Raw genomic sequence first — 18,442 nt, forward strand, 5'->3', positions numbered from 1 at the left:
CGGCGCCAACGACGCGACGGGTGGGAAGGCGTGATGGATCACCAAGGGCAGCAGGCAGGCTGGCTGCCGGCCGACGCCGCGATGTCGTCCGATCGCGAGCGGGCGATCTTCTGGCGCAACCGGCTCCTGATCCTCTTCGACCTCCTCCCACTGCCGGCCGCCTTCTGCGAAGCGGACGGCACGATCCGGGTGGTGAACTCGGCGATGGCCCTGGAATGGGGCGTCCTGCCCGGCCACCTGAGCGGGCACAACGCGCTGGCGCTCTTCCGGCTGACGGCCGGCGCCCGACTCCACCCGGTCAACGAAGCGGTACGGCTGCGGCGCAGGTCGCGGTACCCGGTCGAGGTCTCCTGGTCCAGCGGGAGCGGCACCGAACGCCATGGCGAGCTGAACATCGACGTGGTCACCGACCAGCCGGACGCGCCACCGAACCTCCTGCTGCTCCTGCGCGTGGTGGACCAACCCGCCGCACCCGCCCCGGCGCCGGGCCCGGAGGAGCACACCCAGGTCAGTGCCGTGGAAGCGCGGATCCTCGCCCTGGCCGCGGGCGGCTCCACGACCACCCAGATCGCCGCGGCGGTGGGCCTGACCGCCGACGGGGTCAACTACCACTTCAGGCACCTGTCCCAGCGCTGGGGAACCACGAGCAGGACGGCACTGGTCGCCCGCGCCTACGCCACCGGCGTCCTCGCGCCGGGGACTTGGCCCCCGGCCCCCGCGCACCGCCGGCCGCGGTAGCCGCAGGCGTCGGTTCGGGGCAGGCGAGTTGGTGGCGTCAGTGCTCCGTCCCCGGCAGGTCCCGCATGCCGCGCAGCGGCGAGAGGTAGATCGGGACCCACACCACGGCCAGCCCCAGCGCGCCGGCCCAGAGGGCGGCGCGCAGCGAGGCGACGGTGGCCAGCAGGCCGGCCAGGGCGGCGCCGACGGTGAGCGCGCCGGTGAGCAGGAAGCGCATGGTGGCGTTCATCCGACCGAGCAGGTGGTCGGGGGTGGCGTGCTGACGGAAGCTCACGTTGATGACGTTGTCGCTGCCGACCTTGAGCGTGATCAGCAGCCAGGCCCCGGCGGCGCACCAGAGCAGCGGGCCACGGTCGGCCAGGGCGACCAGGACCCCCAGTGGCGCGACCGCCAGGCCCATCAGCCAGAGCACTCGCCCCGCGCCCAGTCGGCGGGCCAGCGGGCGGGCGAGCAGCGAGCCGAGGAAGACGCCCACCCCGCCGAGCGCGAAGAAGAGGCCGAGCACGCCGTCCGGCAGGTGCAGGGTGCGGGCGAAGAGCACCGGGAGCACGGTCTGGCAGAGCTGGATGGACAGGTTGGTGCAGGCGCCGGCCAGCGCGATCGGGCGCAGCAGCGGGTCGCCCAGCACGAAGCGCAACCCGTCGCGCACCTCGCCCGCCAACCCCCGCCCACTACCGCCGGCCGGCCGGGGAGGGACCGCCGGCTCCGGGCGGCGGATCCGCAGCAGCAGCACGGCCGAGCCCAGGTAGCTGACCGCGTCGACCAGCACCGCCGCGGGTGCCGACACCAGCGCCACCAGGAAGCCGCCCGCCCCGCGCCCGCCGACCTGGGTGACCGCGTCCGCGGTGACCAGATGCGCGTTGGCCCGGGTGAGACCGGGCCGGCCCACCACCCACGGCAGGTTGCTCAGCGCGGCCACGTCGAAGAAGACGGTCGCCGCCCCCGCGAGCAGCACCACCAGGGCGAGTTGGGTGAAGGTCAGGCAGCCGAGCAGCCAGGCCGCCGGGACCGAGCCGAAGAGCACGGCCCGGACCAGGTCGGCGGCGATCATCACCGGGCGCTTCGGCAGCCGGTCCACCCAGGCGCCGACCGGCAGCCCGATCAGCAGGAAGGCGACCGTGCTCAGCATCGCCAGCAGAGCCACCTGGCCGGCCGAGCAGTGCAGCGCGAGCACCGCGACCAGGGGCAGGGCGAGCGAACTGACCGCGGTGCCGAGCTTGCTGACGGTGGCGGCGGCGAGGAGCAGTCGGAAATCCGAATCGGAGGAGGTCGCGGGGGCGGCGGGCAGCTCGAGCCGCAGATCGGTGGTCATGGCGCACAACCCTGGCCTCGGCCAGGAGTCCCTGGCCATGAATTTAGACTGAGCTAATTCGACGGGCCGCCGCCCGTCGCCCGCCACCCGTCGCCCGTCGAGGAAGGCCTGCCCCGTGCTGGAGTTGGAGTTCACCGCCCGCGACCTGGCCCACACCCGGTTCGCCGTCTCCCCGCTCTGGGAGGTGGTGGCCAGCGTCCGGGTGCTGCGGCGGCCGGACGAGCACCCGCTGCACCGACCATGGCTGGCGGCGGTCCGCCCCCGGCTGGCCGCCGCCCGGCTGGACTGGCAGTTGCTCGCCGACCTGGTGCCGGAGGGGCCGTTGGCGATCCCGGTCTTCGTGGCGCCGCCGCCGACCTCCTCGGTGCCGGATCTCGGGGTGGAGCTGGCGGCACTTCGGGCCACCGCGCCCGAGCAGGTCCGGGCCGAGCTGGACGGGCCGCGGGCGCCGCGCACCGAGCGGATCGAGGCGCTGCGCCAGGACCCGCAGGCCGAACTGGCCCGGCTGGCCGACACCGTGGCGGCGTACTGGGAGCTCGCGCTGGCGCCGTACTGGCCGCGGTTGCGCGCCCTGCTGGAGGGGGACGTGCTGCACCGGGCCCGGCTGCTCGCCCAGGGCGGCATCCAACAGCTCTTCACCGATCTTGACCCACAGGTGAGTTGGGCCGATGAACGGCTCTCGGTCGAGCACCGCTACGGGGGCGGCGGGCGCCGGCTGGGCGGCCGGGGACTGCTGCTGATTCCCTCGGCGTTCGTCTGGCCACGGCTCTTCTCGGTGACCGTCCCCGGCCGCCAGCCGACGCTGCGCTACCCGCCGCGCGGGGTGGCCACCCTCTGGGAGCGGCGCGAACGCGAGCCCGCGCAGGCACTGGCGGCGGTACTGGGGCGCTCCCGAGCCTGGCTACTGGCCGAGTTGGACGCCCCGGCGGCCACCGCGGAGCTGGCCCGCCGGACCGGGATCACGGCAGGCGGCGTCTCCCAGCACCTGGGCGCCCTGCGCGCCGCAGGACTGGTCGCCGCCACCCGAGCCGGCCGCCAGGTGCTGTACCGGCGCACCGAGGCCGCCGAGGTCCTGCTCGCGGCGGCTGACCACTCGTCAACGGCCGACGTTGCCGTGACAGTTGCGTGATCGGCAGGCCTGGGCGTCAACTGGCAGGGGACGCGGGCGAGCTGGGGATCGGCTGGTCGAGCATCGTGCACACGGCGGCGTTCACCAGGGCCTGGTCGGCGGGGCCGGTCTTCGGCGCGGCCAGGCCGAAGATGGTGGTGGTGAAGACCGAGACCGTGCGGTGGCCGGTGGCGTCGGTGTAGTCCTCGCTGGAGTAGCCGGGGACCTGGCCGACGTGGCCCCAGACGGTGCCGCAGGGGGTGACCACCTGCTCGAGGCCGAGCCCGTAGCGGTTCGGATTGCCGCTCTCCTCCGCGACGGTGGTCTGCATCTCCTTGAGCTGGGCGGGCGCCAGGAGCTTGCCGGACATCAGTGCGGTGTCGAAGCGGGCCCAGTCCTGCGCGGTGGAGACCATGCCGCCCGCCGCCCACTCCGTGCTGGGGTTGATCCAGGTGGTGTCGACATGTCCGGCGGGCCGGGCGGGACCGGCGAACGCCGTGCCGGCGGGCGTGCCGGGCGGCAGCACCGGAGCGAGCTGGGCGGCGTCGGGCTCGTAGCCGTGCGCGAGAGCGGGGCTCTTCACCGAGTCGGAGCCGGTGACGAGGTAGGTGTTCTTCAGCTGCAACGGCCCGGCGATCCGCTGTTGGATGAGGTCGCCCAGGCGCTGTCCCGACGCCTTCTCGGCGACCAGGCCGAGCGCGACGTAGTTGGTGTTGCTGTAGGAGTACTGGGCGCCGGGCGCGAAGAGCGGGTCATGGCGGACGGCGGCGGCGATCAGCTCCCCCGGCGTCCACGGCCTGGTGTCCTGGCCGGTGAACGCCTTCAGGACGTCGGGATCGTTGGCGTAGTTGAACAGGCCGCTGGTGTGGTCGAGCAGCATTCGCAGGGTGATCGCGGACCCGTTCGGGATCAGGCCGGGCAGCCACTTCTCGACCGGGTCGGCGAGCTGGAGCCGCTGTTCGGCGACCAGTTGGAGGACCACGGTGGCGACCATCGTCTTGGTGTTGGAGCCCATCCGGAACGCGTCGCTCGCGGCGAGCGCGTGGTCGGCCGTGGTCCACGGCGCCTGCCGGGCGATCTCGATCGCCGGCCCGTTGCCGTCGTCGACCCGGACGATCACTCCGGGCGCTCCGGCGTCCACGTCCTGCTGGGCGAGCCCGGCCAGCCGGGCCTCCCGGGCTGCCACCGCGTTGGGGCTCCCGGTCGGGGCGTGGGCGGAGGCCTGCGGTGCGGCGGAGGACCCGCAGGCGGCGAGCGTGCCGGTCAGGGCCGCGGCCAGGACGAGCGTCAGAGCCGCCTGCCGACGGTGCGTGTATCCGGTCATGAGGTGTCCCTAAGAGTGGTTGACGGCCCGGGGGTATTCCCGACCGCTCCAGCCTCCCGGGGGCGCGGGCGAAGAACACGGGTGCTGGACCCACTGCAGGGGTGGAGGAAACCCCACTGTGCGGAGCCCTGCCGGCCGGTCATCATCGAGACCCGGCCTGCGATCGCGGCCGGTCAATCGACATGGCACCGATGCACGATGATGGGGCGTGATGAGTCACTCCAGCGAGCGTCCCCCGCCCACCGCCCTGCGTTCCGGACTCGCACTGCGGGTGAGCCTGCTGGGCTGGTCGCTGGTGCTGCTGCTCGGTGCGATCCTGGGCGCCGGCCTCCTCACGCTCTGGGTCACCTCGGTGACGGCTGTCGCGCTCGGCGTCGGCATCCCGCTGGCCCTGCTCTCCACCGTCCTGGTCCGCTGGCTCGCCGACCTGCACCGCCAGTGGGCCGCCGACCGGCTCGGCGAACCGGTGCCCCGGCCCTACCTGCCGACGCCCCAGGGCAGTTGGCTCGTTCGGCTGTGGTCGATCCTGCGCGACCCGGCGAGCTGGCGGGACTGGGCCTGGCTGCTGGCCAACTCGATCACCGGGTGGTTCACCTACACGCTGTCGTTCGCGCTCTTCCTCGGCGGCGTCTTCTACCTGATCTATCCGATCCTCTACGAGCTGACGCCGCCCCAGGTGTTCCGCACTCCCCTGGGCAACGGCTTCCGGCTGCACAGCGTCCAGCAGTCGTTCGCGCTGGTCCCGCTCGGCCCGGTGCTCCTGCTGCTCTGGTACGCCACCGCCGAGCGGCTGGCGAACCTCAACGCCCGGGTGATCCGCTCCCTGCTCGCGCCCACCGCGCAGGCCCAACTGCGGGCCCGCGTCGCGCAACTGGCCGCCTCGCGAGCCGAGACCGTCGACACCCAGGCCGGCGAACTGCGCCGGATCGAACGGGACCTGCACGACGGCGCGCAGGCCCGACTGGTGTCGCTGGGCATGAGCCTCGGCCTGGCCCAGCAACTGATGCTCGACGATCCGCACGCCGCGCAGCAACTCCTGGAGGAGGCCCGCGAGTCGACCACCAGCGCGCTGGCCGAACTGCGCGACCTGGTCCGCGGCATCCACCCGCCGGTGCTCGCCGACCGTGGCCTGGACGGCGCTCTGAAAGCCCTGGCCTTGGTCAACCCGATACCGACCACGGTGCTGACCCGCCTGCCCGGACGGCTGCCCGCACCGGTCGAGTCCGCGGCCTACTTCGCCGTCGCCGAGGGCCTGTCGAACGCCATCAAGCACGCCCAGGCCCAGCACATCCGGATCACCGTCGAGTTCGAGCCCCACCCCGGCACCACCGCGGGGCTCCTCACCATGCGGGTGTCCGACGACGGCCACGGGGGCGCCGCCGTCGACGCCGGCACCGGCCTGCGCGGCATCGCCCGCCGTCTGGCCGCCTTCGACGGCACCCTGACCGTCGACAGCCCGCCCGGCGGACCCACCGAGATAAGGATGTCGTTGCCGTGCGCATCGTGATAGCCGAGGACCTCGCCCTGCTCCGGGAGGGCTTGATCAGGATCTTCCAGGTCAACGGCTTCGAGGTGGTGGAAGCCGTCGACAACGGCCCCTCGCTGATCCGGGCGCTGACGACCCACCGGCCCGACATCGCGATCGTCGACGTGCGACTGCCCCCGACGTTCACCGACGAGGGCCTGCGCGCCGCGATCGACGCACGCAAGCAGCTCCCCGGCCTGCCCGTCGTGGTGCTGTCGCAGTACGTCGAGCAGCTCTACGCCCGGGAGTTGATGTCGGACCGCGCCGGGGCGGTGGGCTATCTGCTGAAGGACCGGGTGCTGGACGTCGGCCGGTTCATCGCGAACGTGAAGCAGGTCGCCGCCGGCAGCACGGTCATGGATCCCGACGTGGTCACCGCCCTGCTCACCCACCGCTCGGCCGACCCGCTCCTGCTGGCACTGACCCCGCGTGAGCACGAGGTCCTCTCGTTGATGGCCCAGGGCCGCTCCAACGCCGCCATCGCCGGCCGGATGTTCGTCACCGAGAAGACGGTGAGCAAGCACAGCTACAACATCTTCGCCAAACTCGGACTCGAACCCTCCGAGGACGACAACCGCCGGATCCTGGCCGTCCTCGCCTACCTGGAGGGCTGAGCCCGCCGGTAGCGGGGGGCGAGTTCGGCGTGGTTGCCCTGGAGCAGCAGGGTGGGTTCCACGGCTGTCCAGTGCTCGAGGACCTCGGGGTCCTCGATGCCCGGGACGCACAGCACTTCGCCTTGCCGGTGGGCCGTCCACAGGGCCTGGGCGACATCGGGGGCGGGCATGGCGCGCGGGTCGCCGTGGTTCCGCCCGCCGGACCAGTCCGTGTCGACCAGGCCCGGACAGACGACGGTGGCCGCCACCCCGGTTCCTCGCAGTTCGCCCGCGAGGGCGCGGGTGAAGCCCACGACGGCGGACTTCGCGGCCACGTAGAGCGTGCGCGGGAAGCCCATGTCGAGGCCGGCGCTGAAGGCCAGCAGCGAGGCGACGGTGACGATGCCGCCCGAACCCGCTCGCAGCATCGCCGGGAGCACGGCCCGGGTGAGGGCGAGGTGCGCGGTGGCGTTGAGCCGCCACAGCCGGTCGACCTCCGCCGGGGCGAGGTCGGCCAGCGGCGTGTAGGCACTGGTGCCGGCATTGGAGACCAGCAGGTCCACCGGGCCGGCCTGGGCGCGGTCCAGCACCGCTTGCAGACCGTGGCTGTCGGCCAGGTCGGCGGGCAGGATCTCGACCCCGGTCCCGGCGTGGCGCAGGAGCTCGGCCTCGGCGGTCAGCCGATCCTCGCGGCGGGCCACCAGGATCAGGTCGTAGCCTTGCTCGGCGAGCAGCCGGGCCGTGGCGAGGCCGATTCCGCTGCTGGCTCCGGTGACCAGGGCCGTGGGCCGGGCCCTCACGCCGCGACCTGCTCCGGCGCGGCGGTGGCAGCCGGGTCCAGGCGGTCGCGCAGGAAGGCCGCGGCGCGGTCGAGCGCGGCGGCGGCCTCGTCCAGGACGGCGGCGAAAGCCTGGAAGACGTGCGGCGCCCCGGCCACGACGTCGAGGGTGACGTCGACGTCGCACTCGGCGGCCCGCGCGGCCAGGCGCACCGCATCGTCGAGCAGGACCTCGTGGCTGCCGGCCTGGACGAGCAGCGGCGCGAGGCCGCGCAGGTCGGCGAAGGCGGGACTGGCCTGCTCAGCGCGCGGGTCGGCACCGCCCAGGTAGTCCGCGGCCCGCACGCGCAGCGCGGTGGCGCTCATCGACGGGTCGACCCCGGCCTTGGTCTCCAGGCTGCGGCCGGACTGGGTCAGGTCCACCCACGGGGAGAGCAGCAACGCCGCGGCGGGTTGCGGCAGACCGGCACTCCGCGCGGACAGCAGGGTCGCCATCGCCAGGCCGGCCCCGGCCGACTCCCCCGCGACCACGATCCGCGCCGGATCGCCGCCGGCGTCCAGCAGCGCGCGGTAGGCGGCGAGGGCGTCGTCCACGGCGGCCGGGTAGCGGTGCTCGGGAGCGAGCCGGTAGTCGACGGAGAGCACCTCGGCGCCGGTGCGGCGGGCGAGGGCGGCGACCAGATTGAGGCTGGTCGCCGGTTCTCCGACGGCGTAGCAACCGCCGTGGAAGTGGACGATGGTGGCGGTCGGCGGGGTCGGGGTCGCCCCGTCGACCCACACCCGCAGGGCGGGCACCCCGCCGAGCACGGCGGGCTCGGTCCGCACGTCGGCGGGCACCGGGGCGGCGGTGAGCATGGCGCGGAACACCGGGCGCATCTCCAGCGGATCCCCGGCCAGGTCGAGCGGAGAACCTCGCAGCAGTGCCTTGACGTTCTCCATCTGGGTGGTACTCATGACTGTCGCCCTCGCAGAGGTGTCGGGTGGAGCACGGAGTTCATTACTAGTAAGATACTAAGCACTATGAACCATGGCGACAAGGCTTCGAGGAGCGGACCGATGAACAACGAGGACTTCCTGCGCCTTCTGGTGCGCGCGCAGATCCAGTTGTGGGACGCGGCGGACACCGCCCTGCGGACGGACCACGATCTGCCGCTCGCCCAGTACCTGCCGATGCGCGTGATCGCCCAGACCCCCGACTGCCGCGTCCAGGACATCGCGGACCAGCTCGCCATCACCAGCGGCGGCGCCAGCCAGGCCGTCGACCGGATCGAGAAGGCCGGCCACGTCCAGCGCAGACCTCACCCCGCCAACCGGCGCTCCTCCATCGTGGAACTGACCGCGCAGGGCAACGCGCTCCTCGACACCGCCGCCGCGACCATCGACCGGGAACTGGAGCGCCGCCTGACCCCGCTGCCGACCGCCGCCCGCACGCAGCTCGCCGACAGCCTCACCGCACTGCTCGCCCGGGACCGCTGAAGCCGTCCCGCGCCGGGCAGTTGGAGCCTCGGGCAGGGTCAGGGATGGCTCACGACCATCAGCGCGCCGAGCGTGGTCATCATGGCGGCGATGAGCGCGTCGAGGATGCGCCACGAGGCGGGACGGGCGAAGAAGCGTTCCAGCAGCCGTGCGCCGAAGCCGAGTGCGCCGAACCAGCACAGGCTCGCGACGGCGGCTCCGGCGCCGAAGGCCCAGCGCTGGGAGCCGTAGGAGCCGGCGATCGAGCCGAGCAGCAGCACGGTGTCCAGGTACACGTGGGGGTTCAGCCAGGTCAGCGCGAGGCAGGTGAGGACGGCGGCGCGCAGCGAGGGGGCGGTGTCGGCGGTCGGGTCCAGCCGGGCCGAGCGCAGCGCCCGGCGGGCGGCGAGCAGCCCGTAGCCGACCAGGAAGGCGCCGCCGATCCAGGCCAGCGCGGTGATCGCGGCGGGCCAGGCGTGCACCACGCTGCCGATGCCGGCGACGCCGAGGGCGATCAGGACCGCGTCCGAGCCCGCGCAGATCGCGACGATCACCGGCACGTGCCGGCGCCGGATGCCCTGGCGCAGCACGAAGGCGTTCTGGGCACCGATGGCCACGATGAGGGAGAGTCCGGTGCCCAGTCCTGCGGCTGCCGCGATGAGTACGTCGTGCATAGGGCGAGGCTAGGTCAGTCACGGCGATGAGCCCAGCTAATGTTTCTTACGTATCCTTAGCACCCATGATGACCGGCCTTCCCCTGGAGCAGGTGCGCACCCTGCTCGCCGCTGCCGACGAGGGGACCTTCGAAGCGGCGGCCCGGGCCCTGCATGTGACACCCTCCGCCGTCAGCCAGCGGATCAGGGCGCTCGAAGAGCGCACCGGGCGGGTCCTGTTGCTGCGGTCCAAGCCGATCCGGCTGACCGACTCCGGCGAGGTCGTCGTGCGGTTCGCCCGCCAGGTCGCCCGCCTCGAGCGCGATGCCGGCGCCGAGCTGGGCCTGCCCGGCTCGGGCGAGCCGGCCCGGGTGTCGATCGCGGTCAACGCCGACTCGCTGGCGACCTGGTTCCTGCCCGCGCTCGCGCACGCCGGTCGCGAGGGGCGGATCTGCCTCGAGGTGCACCGGGAGGACGAGGAGCACACCACCCGACTGCTGCGCGAGGGCACCGTGATGGCGGCCGTGACCTCCTCCCCGCAGCCGGTCCAGGGGTGTTCGGTGCGTGCGCTGGGACGGATGCGCTACCGCGCCATGGCGAGCCCGGACTTCGTCGACCGCTGGCTCGGCGGCGCACCGCTGCGACAACTGCTCGGCGCCGCACCGGTCGTGGTCTTCGACCGCCGCGACGAACTGCAGGACCGCTTCCTGCACCGCCTCAACCCCCGAGCCACGCCAGGGGCGCTGCGCCACTTCGTCCCCGCCTCGGAGTCCTATCTGGACGCGGTGGTGTCCGGCCTCGGCTGGGGCATGCTCCCCGAGATCCACGTCGCCGCCCGGGCGGTCGGCGGACGGCTGCGCGATCTCGCCCCCGACCGGCCGATCGACGTCCCGCTGTACTGGCAACAGTGGAAGCTCGACTCCCCGGCGCTGGCCGAGGTCGCGGACGCCGTGGCAGCGGCGGCCGCCGACGCGCTGTGAGGGCGCCGCGCAGCGCCGCCACTGGCATCATGAGGTATCCGCTCGTGCCAGCCCTGACCACGTCAACGACGTTTCTTCGGAAGGGACATGATGAAGCTTCTCCTCACCGACTCCGGTATCAAGAACGCGAGCATCCAGGATGCGCTGGTCGACCTCCTGGGTAAGCCGATCGCCGAGTCCAGCGCCCTCTGCATCCCCACCGCGGGGTACGGCCACCCCGACGCCGATCCGGGCGGGCCATGGCGGTTCATCAGCGGACGATCTCCCAGCCCCATGACCGAGCTCGGGTGGAAGTCGGTGGGCGTGTTGGAGCTCACCGCGCTGCCCAGCATCGAGAAGGCACGCTGGGTCTCCTGGGTCCGGGAGGCCGACGTCCTGCTGGTCAACGGCGGTGACGCGCTGTACCTGGCCCACTGGATGCGGGAGTCCGGGCTGGCCGACCTCCTGCCGTCACTGTCCGACACGGTCTACGTGGGGCTCAGCGCCGGGAGCATGGTGGTGACCCCCCGCATCGGGGAGGACTTCGTGGGCTGGCAGCCGCCCACCGGCGGCGACAGCACGCTTGGCCTGGTCGATTTTTCGATCTTCCCGCACCTGGATCATCCGGCCTGTCCGGAGAACACCATGGCCGATGCAGAACGATGGGCGGCCGCGATCGCGGGTCCGGCGTACGCGATTGACGAGCAGACCGCCATCAAGGTGGCCGACGGCGTGGTCGAAGTGGTCTCCGAGGGCCACTGGAAGTCGTTCCAGTACCCGCTCGTGCAGCCCTGACAGCCCTCCCGCTGCTGTCGGCCGGCGCCTCTGCTCCCCTCCGGCGCGGAACTGCTCGTCGACGGCGGCGTGGCGCAGGCGGCGTTCGCGGCCTGCGCCACCTTCCTAACCGGCCACCGTCGTCCGGCGTGCCCCGGTCGGCTCCGGGGTGCGCGGGTCCGCGGTGCCGAGGGCCTGGAGGATCTCCTCGACGCTCTGCTTCGCGTCGCCGAAGAGCATGCCGGTGTTCTCGCGGAAGAACAGCGGGTTCTGGACTCCCGCGTAGCCGGAGGCCATCGAGCGCTTGAAGACGACGACCTGCTCCGCCTCCCACACCCGCAGCACCGGCATGCCGGCGATCGGGCTGGACGGGTCGTCGGTGGCGGCGGGATTGACGGTGTCGTTGGCACCGATGACGAGGACGACCGAGGTGTCGGCGAAGTCGTCGTTGATCTCGTCCATCTCCAGGACGATGTCGTAGGGCACCTTCGCCTCGGCCAGCAGGACGTTCATGTGCCCGGGCAGGCGCCCGGCGACGGGGTGGACACCGAAGCGGACCTCGACGCCGCGCTCGCGCAGCCGGCGGGTCAGCTCCGCGACGGGGTGCTGGGCCTGTGCGACCGCCATGCCGTAGCCCGGGGTGATGACCACCGACCGGGCCTGGGCGAGCAGTTCCGCCGTCTCCAGGGCACGGATCTCGCGGTGCTCGCCCTGCTCCTCGTTCCCGGCCGAGGGGGCTTCGATGCCGAAGCCCCCCGCGATGACGGAGAGGAAGGAGCGGTTCATCGCCTTGCACATGATGTAGGAGAGGTAGGCACCCGAGGAGCCGACCAGCGCGCCCGTGACGATGAGCAGGTTGTTGTCGAGCAGGAACCCGGCGGCGGCCGCGGCCCAGCCGGAGTAGCTGTTGAGCATGGAGACGACGACGGGCATGTCACCGCCGCCGATCGAGGCGACCAGGTGCCAGCCCAGCGCGAGCGCGAGCACCGTGACCGCCACCATCAGCGCGAGGTTCGGGCTGACGGTGAACCAGATCGTCAGCAGCACGAACGCCGCGAGCGCACCGGCGTTGAGCGCGTTCTTGCCGGGCAGCGTCAGCGGGCGCGAGGCGATCCGGGCGGACAGCTTGAGGAAGGCGACGATGGAGCCGGTGAAGGTGACCGCCCCGATGAAGACGCCGATGAACACCTCGGCGTGGTGGATGCCCAGCAGGTCGGCGGCGATCCGGGTCTGCGCCGAGCCGTGCGACTCCACCTCCAGGTAGCTGTCCCAGCCGACCAGCACCGCGGCGAGGCCGACGAAGCTGTGCAGGACGGCGATGAGCTCGGGCATCTGCGTCATCTCGACCTGCCGCGCCCGCCACAGGCCGATCGCTGCGCCCAGCGCCATCGCGAGGACGATCAGGGTGACCGCGCCGGCCGTGATGCTCTGCGCCGCCACCACCACGGTGGCGACCAGGGCGAGGGCCATGCCGGCGATGCCGTAGACGACGCCGGCGCGGGAGGTGCGGTGCTGGGAGAGCCCGGCCAGGCTGAGGATGAACAGCAGGGCGGCGACCAGATCCGCGGCATGAGCGGCTGTCGTGGACGTCATCGGAACTCAGCGCCTTTCCGGGGCGGTGGAGAACATGTTCAGCATGCGGCGGGTGACGGCGAAGCCGCCGAAGATGTTCACGCTCGTCAGCAGGATCGCCACGAACGACAGCACCGTGACGAGCACGCTCTCGTGCCCGATCTGCAGCAGGGCGCCGATCACCACGATCCCGGAGATCGCGTTGGTCACCGACATCAGCGGGGTGTGCAGGGCATGGTGGACCTTGCCGATGACGTAGTAGCCGATGACCACCGCGAGCGCGAACACCGTGAAGTTCTCGGCGAGTTGGGCCGGAGCGAAGGCGACGAGCACGAACATCGCCAGCATCGCGGCGCCGATCAGGCCGAAGCGGGCCGCCGGGGTGAGCCGGGGCTTCTTCGGCTCCACGGCGGCCGGCGCGCCCGCGGGCTGCGCGGCGGGCGCGGCCGAGACGGCCACGGGTGGCGGCGGCCAGGTGATCTCTCCCGCGCGGACCACGGTCACCGCCCGCTGGACCACGTCGTCGAAGTCGATGACCAGCCGCCCGTCCTGACGTGGCGTCAGCAGCTTCAGCAGGTTGGCCAGATTGGTGCCGAACAGCTGTGAGGCCTGGGCGGGCAGCCGGGACGCGAGGTCGGTGTAGCCGATGATGGTGACGCCGTTGCCGGTGACCACCGTGCGGCCCGGCACGGTGCCCTCGACGTTGCCGCCCGCCGCGGCGGCCATGTCGACGATGACGCTGCCGGGCTTCATCGCGGCCACGTCCTCGGCGGTGAGCAGGCGCGGGGCCGGACGGCCGGGGATCAGCGCGGTGGTGACGACGATGTCCACGTCCTGGGCCTGCTCGTGGTAGAGCTCGGCGGCGGCGCGATCGTAGTCGGCGGAGGTCGCCTTGGCGTAACCGTCGTTGCTCGTCTCCTGGACGACGTTGACGGCGAGGTACTCGCCACCCAACGACCGTACCTGGTCGGCGACTTCCGGCCGGGGGTCGGTCGCGCGGACGATCGCGCCCAGGCTGGAGGCGGCGCCGATGGCGGCGAGCCCGGCCACACCGGCGCCGGCCACCAGGACCTTCGCCGGGGGGACCTTGCCCGCGGCCGTCACCTGGCCGGTGAAGAAGCGCCCGAAGACGTGCGCCGCCTCGATCACCGCCCGGTACCCGGCGATGTTCGCCATCGAGCTGAGCACGTCCATCGACTGCGCCCGCGAGATCCGCGGCACCGCGTCCAGCGCCAGCGCCGTGATCGGACGCGACGACAGCGCCTCCAGCAGGTCGGGTCGCTGCGCCGGGGCGAGCAGGCCGACCACGGTCGCGCCGTCACTCAGCCGGGCGATCTCCCCGGCTGACGGGGCGTTGACCTTCAGGACGGTGTCGGCCGACCAGGCGTCGCCGAGGTTCGCGCCGGCCGCGGCATAGGCCTCGTCGGTGAAGCCGGAGGCCGAGCCGGCCCCGGACTCGACGACCACCTCGTAGCCGAGTGCGAGCAGCCCACGCACGGTCGACGGGGTGGCCGCGACACGGGTCTCCCCAGGGGTGGACTCGGCGACCACACCGATGCGCTGAGGAGGGTGGTGCGTGGAGCCGTGTGCGGACATCTCTCGTGGCTCTCTCTCGTCGCAGGAGCGGTTCAGGAGCGGATCAGGAGCTGATGACGGGGGATCTGCGATCAGGGAAAAGTGTCCTCCCCTTGGGGGCTGGAACCTACACGCCCCGGCCGGGCGAGGCGCAGGGGTCGGGACCGTGACATGTTTCACCTCAACCCGGACCCGCGCGGTGGGTAAGGCAGTCTGTTGGGGCCGCGCCGGAAGTCCCCGGCCGGGCGGGCCGTCAGCGGATCACCGCTCCCGCAGGTCCCTGACCCGGCGGATCTTGCCGACCGAGCGCTCCAGCGTCTCGGGGTCGACGATCACGACCTCGACACTCACCCCGATGCCGTCCTTGACGCCCTGGCCGATCGCGCGGGCCGCCGCCTCGCGCTGCTCGGACCCGATGGCCGCGGACCGCGCCTCGACCTGGACGAGCAGGTGGTCCATCCGGCCGCGCCGGGTGAGCTGGAGCTGGAAGTGCGGGGCGACGCCGGGGGTGCGCAGCACGATCTCCTCGATCTGGCTGGGGAAGAGGTTCACCCCGCGCAGGATGATCATGTCGTCGCAGCGGCCGGTGATCTTCTCGATCCGGCGGAAGGCGGGCCTGGCGGTGCCCGGCAGCAGTCGCGTCAGGTCGCGGGTCCGGTAGCGGATGATCGGCAGCGCTTCCTTGGTGAGCGAGGTGAGGACCAGTTCGCCGGGGTCGCCGTCGGCCAGCACCTCGTCCGTGATCGGGTCGACGATCTCGGGGTAGAAGTGGTCCTCCCACACGTGCAGGCCGTCCTTGGTCTCCACGCACTCCTGGGCGACACCGGGACCGATCACCTCGGACAGGCCGTAGATGTCCACGGCGTGGATGTCCATCCGCTCCTCGATCTCCCGGCGCATCTCCTCGGTCCAGGGCTCGGCGCCGAAGATGCCGACCCGCAGCGAGGTCGAGCGCGGGTCGACCCCCTGGCGCTCGAACTCGTCGAGCAGGGTGAGCAGGTAGGAGGGGGTGACCATGATGATCTCGGGTTCGAAGTCCTGGATGAGCTGCACCTGACGTGCGGTCATGCCACCCGACGCGGGGATCACCAGGCAGCCGGCCCGCTCGGCACCGTAGTGGGCACCGAGGCCGCCGGTGAACAGCCCGTAGCCGTAACTGATGTGCACCTTGTGACCGGGGCGGCCGCCGGCGGCGCGGATCGAGCGGGCGACCACGTCGGCCCACATCGACAGGTCACCGTCGGTGTAGCCGACCACCACGGGACGTCCCGTGGTGCCGCTGGAGGCGTGCAACCGCCGGACCCGGTCCATCGGGACGGCGAACATGCCGAAGGGGTAGGTGTCGCGCAGATCGGCCTTGGTGGTGAAGGGGAACCTGGCCAGGTCCGCCAGGCTGCGGCAGTCGGCGGGGGTGACCCCGGCATCGTCGAACTTCCTGCGGTACAGCTCGACGTGCTCGTAGGCGTGCCGCAGGGTCGCCTGGAGACGGGCGAGTTGGAGCTCCTGGAGCTCCGCGCGCGACATCCGCTCGGCGTCGTCGAGCAGTTCCGCGGGCAGGGGCTCCCCCAGGCGGGCTCGCGGGAACGGCGGCGCCGTCGGTTCACTGCTCATCGCGCCCCTGCCTCTCTCGCGTCGGCGGCGGGGCGGGGCGGGCGCTGCGGCCACGATGCTCGCCTTCCACGCACCGACCGAACATTCGGTTATCGTGCGGCAAGGTCAAGTAACCCAGCAACGCCACGGCACGTCAAGGCTCAAATCCGCGCGGCGCCGCAGCTAGGGCCTGTACGGCGGATCTTTCCGGGCCCGCAAAGATCCGCCGTACAGGCCCTAGGCCATCTGATCCCGCCGCAGGACCGGGACGCCGTCGACGACCGCGGCCGGGCGGTAGCGGTGATCCAGGATCCCCTGGAGGCGGCCCGAGGGGTCCAGCGAACTCGGCGGGTCGTAGAGGACCACCCAGCTCGGTCCCGAGGCGCCGTCGAGCCAGTCGGCCAGCCGGGGTTCGGCGGACGGGATGGCCTGGAACGCCGAGTTCCACAGGTAGGGGAAACCCGTCGGGCGGTCGGCGAGCAGGTAGAGGTCGGCGGAGGCGGTGAACGCGAAGACCGTGTCGGTGGGCGCGGTGCGGGCCCGCAACCAGCCTGCCAGCTGCCCGTTCACCAGCAGGCGTCGGTCGTCGATGACGGACGCCACCCGCTGCTGCGGCGTCTTCGTCGCCAGGTCGAACTGCACCGCGAGCGGGCCCGCGACGGCAGCCGTCACCAGCACGGCGGACACCAGCGCGCGGCCGCCGCCCGGACGCAGGCGCATCGGCAGCCGGGTCGCCGCCACGGCGGCGAGCACCGCGAGGGGGGCGATCGCCTGGACCCAGTAGTGGGGATGCGCGAACGGCCCGCCGAGTACCGCCAGCACGGCAGCGGCGAGCCACAGCAGCAGCGGCAGCGGCAGCGGCAGCGGCAGCGGCAGCGGCAGCGGCAGGCGACGGTTCCGTGCGCGCAGCACCGTCGCGCAGCCGAGCAGGCCGACCACGACCAGGCCGAGCAGGTCCGGAGCCACGTGCAGGAAGGTCTGGTAGTCCGGGCCGAGCCGCGACCCCGATCCGCTGGTCGCGGCGACCGCCGTCTGGAAGCCGACGACCGCGAAGTACCAGGCGGACCAGCCGGTGACGGCGCCGTGGACAACCGCGGCCGCCAGCGGAACCGCCGCGCCGGCGCCCGCCGCGAGCAGCGCCCGGGCCCGCCGCCCGCCGGCGGTCGCGGCCACGGCGGCCAGCACGACCAGCGAATCCAGCGCGGACTGCTTCATCAACGGCGCGACGCCGCAGAGCACGCCGGCCGGCACCAGCCAGCGGGCCGCCGCCGCGCGTCGCTGCCACCAGAGGGCCAGCGCGACGCCCGCCGTGCCGACCGCTGAGGCGATCAGCTCGCCGTTGAACTCGTAGCCCTCGACGTACGGTCCGGCGCTGACCACCGCCACCAGCAGCCCGGCGACGACCGCTGCTCGCCGCCCCGCCGCCGCCCAGGCCGCGCCCGCCGCGCCGGCCGTCAGGACGACGGCGGCGGTCACCGCACCGATCCGCAGCGCCGTGGCCGAGTACGACAGGTCGGTCACCAGGCGGAAGACCAGCATCAACCCCTGCGGCCGGTCGACCCAGGCAGCGGGTGAGTAGAGGCGCGCGCCGCCCGCCCACCTCGCCGCCAGGTAGGCGTAGCCGCCCTCGTCCGGGTCCAGCGGCAGGTGCAGCAGCGGGAGGCGGACGGCGACGGCCAGCAGGGCGGCGAGCCCGACCAGGACGAGCGCCACCGCGCGCGCCCGCCGCGCCGCCGGTGCGGGCGTAGGTGCAGGTGGGGACGGTGTCGACCGCCCTGGCTCGCCGGTGCCGCTCATCCGTGGATGGTAACCGTCGTGTCCACAGAGCCCGGTGCGGGCCGCGGGGTCGGCCTGTCGGTGGCGGCGCCCCGTCGGCCCCGCGCTCCGCCGTACGTCAGTTGATCCAGTCGAGCCAGCAGAAGGCGAGTGTGGTCAGCGCGCCCGGGGCACCGGCGCCGAAGGCGACCACCATGGCCTGGCCGATCGCGACGTCGGTGGGGTCGACGCCGTGCGACCAGGTCAGCCTGGCGTCGATCCCGGGGATCTGCTGGAAGGGGGAGTACGAGAGCAGGGTGCCGCGTGCCTCGGCGATGGGTGTGCCGTCCCGCAGGAGCCGGGCCCGGCACAGCCCGGTCGGCCTCAGCTCGTAGCCGCGGCCGCCCACCAGGGCGTTGCGGGTCCGGGCCGCTCGGCGCGGGTCCCAGCGTCGGTCCGTCCTGCGGCTCGTGGTCACCCGCCGGCCGTCGACGCTCATGGCGCCGTGGTCACGATCGGGCAGGACCGTGACGGCCGGCATGCCCTCCCCCTGCACGAGTGCGATGACGGAGGGCCAGCTGTCATGGCTGATCCGTATCGGCCCGAAGGGACTGTCGACCATCCGGTGCTTCGAGAGGCGGACTTTGCGGCGCTTGGTGAACACGGACACGGTCGGCTCAGCTCCCGGCATCGAAGATCGGCACAGTGTGCCACATGGGAAAATCCTGTTG

The 18,442-nt window shown here is 72.7% G+C and carries 17 protein-coding genes; 7 read left to right on the forward strand and 10 right to left on the reverse strand.

Going from position 1 to position 18,442, the window contains the following annotated elements; genetic code table 11:
- Window positions 1–33: 33 nt before the first annotated feature.
- Window positions 34–738: a helix-turn-helix transcriptional regulator gene (locus ABH937_RS23610; protein WP_370219367.1), complete on the forward strand. Its 705-nt coding sequence runs from the start codon at window positions 34–36 to the stop codon at window positions 736–738.
- A 37-nt stretch (window positions 739–775) separates the two neighbouring features.
- Here ABH937_RS23610 and ABH937_RS23615 read toward each other — a convergent pair whose 3' ends face one another.
- Window positions 776–2,050, reverse strand: a complete 1,275-nt coding sequence (locus ABH937_RS23615; RefSeq protein WP_370219368.1) for an MFS transporter — start codon at window positions 2,048–2,050, stop codon at window positions 776–778.
- A 115-nt stretch (window positions 2,051–2,165) separates the two neighbouring features.
- Here ABH937_RS23615 and ABH937_RS23620 point away from each other — a divergent pair, with 115 nt between their 5' ends.
- Window positions 2,166–3,179, forward strand: coding sequence for a DUF5937 family protein (locus ABH937_RS23620; protein ID WP_370219369.1), 1,014 nt, complete (start codon window positions 2,166–2,168; stop codon window positions 3,177–3,179).
- Between the two features lie 16 nt (window positions 3,180–3,195).
- Here the strand turns inward: ABH937_RS23620 and ABH937_RS23625 are convergent, their stop codons facing one another.
- Entirely contained in the window at window positions 3,196–4,482 is a 1,287-nt protein-coding gene (locus tag ABH937_RS23625) for a serine hydrolase domain-containing protein (RefSeq protein WP_370219370.1), read from the reverse strand.
- 211 nt (window positions 4,483–4,693) lie between these two features.
- On the opposite strand from ABH937_RS23625, the gene ABH937_RS23630 reads away from it, so the two are divergent.
- Both ABH937_RS23630 and ABH937_RS23635 read left to right on the forward strand, forming a co-directional pair.
- Window positions 4,694–5,989, forward strand: a complete 1,296-nt coding sequence (locus ABH937_RS23630) for a sensor histidine kinase (protein ID WP_370219371.1) — start codon at window positions 4,694–4,696, stop codon at window positions 5,987–5,989.
- On the forward strand, window positions 5,977–6,621 hold the full coding sequence (locus ABH937_RS23635) for a response regulator transcription factor (protein ID WP_280692780.1): 645 nt from the start codon (window positions 5,977–5,979) through the stop codon (window positions 6,619–6,621). Before ABH937_RS23630 ends, ABH937_RS23635 begins: the two co-directional genes overlap by 13 nt.
- On the opposite strand, the gene ABH937_RS23640 is transcribed toward ABH937_RS23635, so the two are convergent.
- Window positions 6,606–7,400 (reverse strand): SDR family oxidoreductase, encoded by a 795-nt coding sequence (locus tag ABH937_RS23640; protein WP_280692778.1) that lies wholly within the window; start codon window positions 7,398–7,400, stop codon window positions 6,606–6,608. The genes ABH937_RS23635 and ABH937_RS23640 overlap by 16 nt on opposite strands.
- Window positions 7,397–8,332: an alpha/beta hydrolase gene (locus tag ABH937_RS23645; protein ID WP_370219372.1), complete on the reverse strand. Its 936-nt coding sequence runs from the start codon at window positions 8,330–8,332 to the stop codon at window positions 7,397–7,399. The genes ABH937_RS23640 and ABH937_RS23645 overlap by 4 nt, the downstream gene beginning before the upstream one ends.
- 102 nt (window positions 8,333–8,434) lie before the next feature.
- Between ABH937_RS23645 and ABH937_RS23650 the strand changes: the two genes are divergently transcribed.
- Window positions 8,435–8,854, forward strand: coding sequence for a MarR family winged helix-turn-helix transcriptional regulator (locus ABH937_RS23650; RefSeq protein WP_370219373.1), 420 nt, complete (start codon window positions 8,435–8,437; stop codon window positions 8,852–8,854).
- A gap of 38 nt (window positions 8,855–8,892) precedes the next feature.
- Here the strand turns inward: ABH937_RS23650 and ABH937_RS23655 are convergent, their stop codons facing one another.
- Entirely contained in the window at window positions 8,893–9,507 is a 615-nt protein-coding gene (locus tag ABH937_RS23655; RefSeq protein ID WP_370219374.1) for a LysE/ArgO family amino acid transporter, read from the reverse strand.
- A 65-nt stretch (window positions 9,508–9,572) separates the two neighbouring features.
- Here ABH937_RS23655 and ABH937_RS23660 point away from each other — a divergent pair, with 65 nt between their 5' ends.
- Window positions 9,573–10,466, forward strand: a complete 894-nt coding sequence (locus ABH937_RS23660; protein ID WP_280692771.1) for a LysR family transcriptional regulator ArgP — start codon at window positions 9,573–9,575, stop codon at window positions 10,464–10,466.
- A gap of 90 nt (window positions 10,467–10,556) precedes the next feature.
- The gene (locus ABH937_RS23665) at window positions 10,557–11,240 is read left to right on the forward strand and encodes a Type 1 glutamine amidotransferase-like domain-containing protein (RefSeq protein WP_370219402.1); all 684 of its coding nucleotides are present in this window, start codon (window positions 10,557–10,559) and stop codon (window positions 11,238–11,240) included.
- Between the two features lie 105 nt (window positions 11,241–11,345).
- Here the strand turns inward: ABH937_RS23665 and pntB are convergent, their stop codons facing one another.
- The 5 genes from pntB to ABH937_RS23690 all read right to left on the reverse strand — a co-directional run bounded on the left by pntB (window position 11,346) and on the right by ABH937_RS23690 (window position 18,381).
- Window positions 11,346–12,812, reverse strand: coding sequence for a Re/Si-specific NAD(P)(+) transhydrogenase subunit beta (pntB, locus tag ABH937_RS23670; RefSeq protein ID WP_280692769.1), 1,467 nt, complete (start codon window positions 12,810–12,812; stop codon window positions 11,346–11,348).
- A gap of 6 nt (window positions 12,813–12,818) precedes the next feature.
- Complete coding sequence (locus tag ABH937_RS23675; RefSeq protein WP_280692767.1) at window positions 12,819–14,387, reverse strand: Re/Si-specific NAD(P)(+) transhydrogenase subunit alpha; 1,569 nt, start codon at window positions 14,385–14,387, stop codon at window positions 12,819–12,821.
- 240 nt (window positions 14,388–14,627) lie between these two features.
- Window positions 14,628–15,977 carry a phenylacetate--CoA ligase PaaK gene (gene paaK / locus ABH937_RS23680; protein ID WP_280692765.1) on the reverse strand — a complete coding sequence of 450 codons (1,350 nt, stop codon included), beginning with the start codon at window positions 15,975–15,977 and terminating at the stop codon, window positions 14,628–14,630.
- 216 nt (window positions 15,978–16,193) lie between these two features.
- The gene (locus ABH937_RS23685; RefSeq protein ID WP_370219375.1) at window positions 16,194–17,753 is read right to left on the reverse strand and encodes a hypothetical protein; all 1,560 of its coding nucleotides are present in this window, start codon (window positions 17,751–17,753) and stop codon (window positions 16,194–16,196) included.
- Window positions 17,754–17,850: 97 nt separating this feature from the next.
- Window positions 17,851–18,381 carry a hypothetical protein gene (locus tag ABH937_RS23690; protein WP_280692761.1) on the reverse strand — a complete coding sequence of 177 codons (531 nt, stop codon included), beginning with the start codon at window positions 18,379–18,381 and terminating at the stop codon, window positions 17,851–17,853.
- Window positions 18,382–18,442: the final 61 nt, after the last annotated feature.

Source organism: Kitasatospora sp. GAS1066B, assembly GCF_041262605.1.
In the GTDB taxonomy this organism is placed as follows: Bacteria; Actinomycetota; Actinomycetes; order Streptomycetales; family Streptomycetaceae; genus Kitasatospora.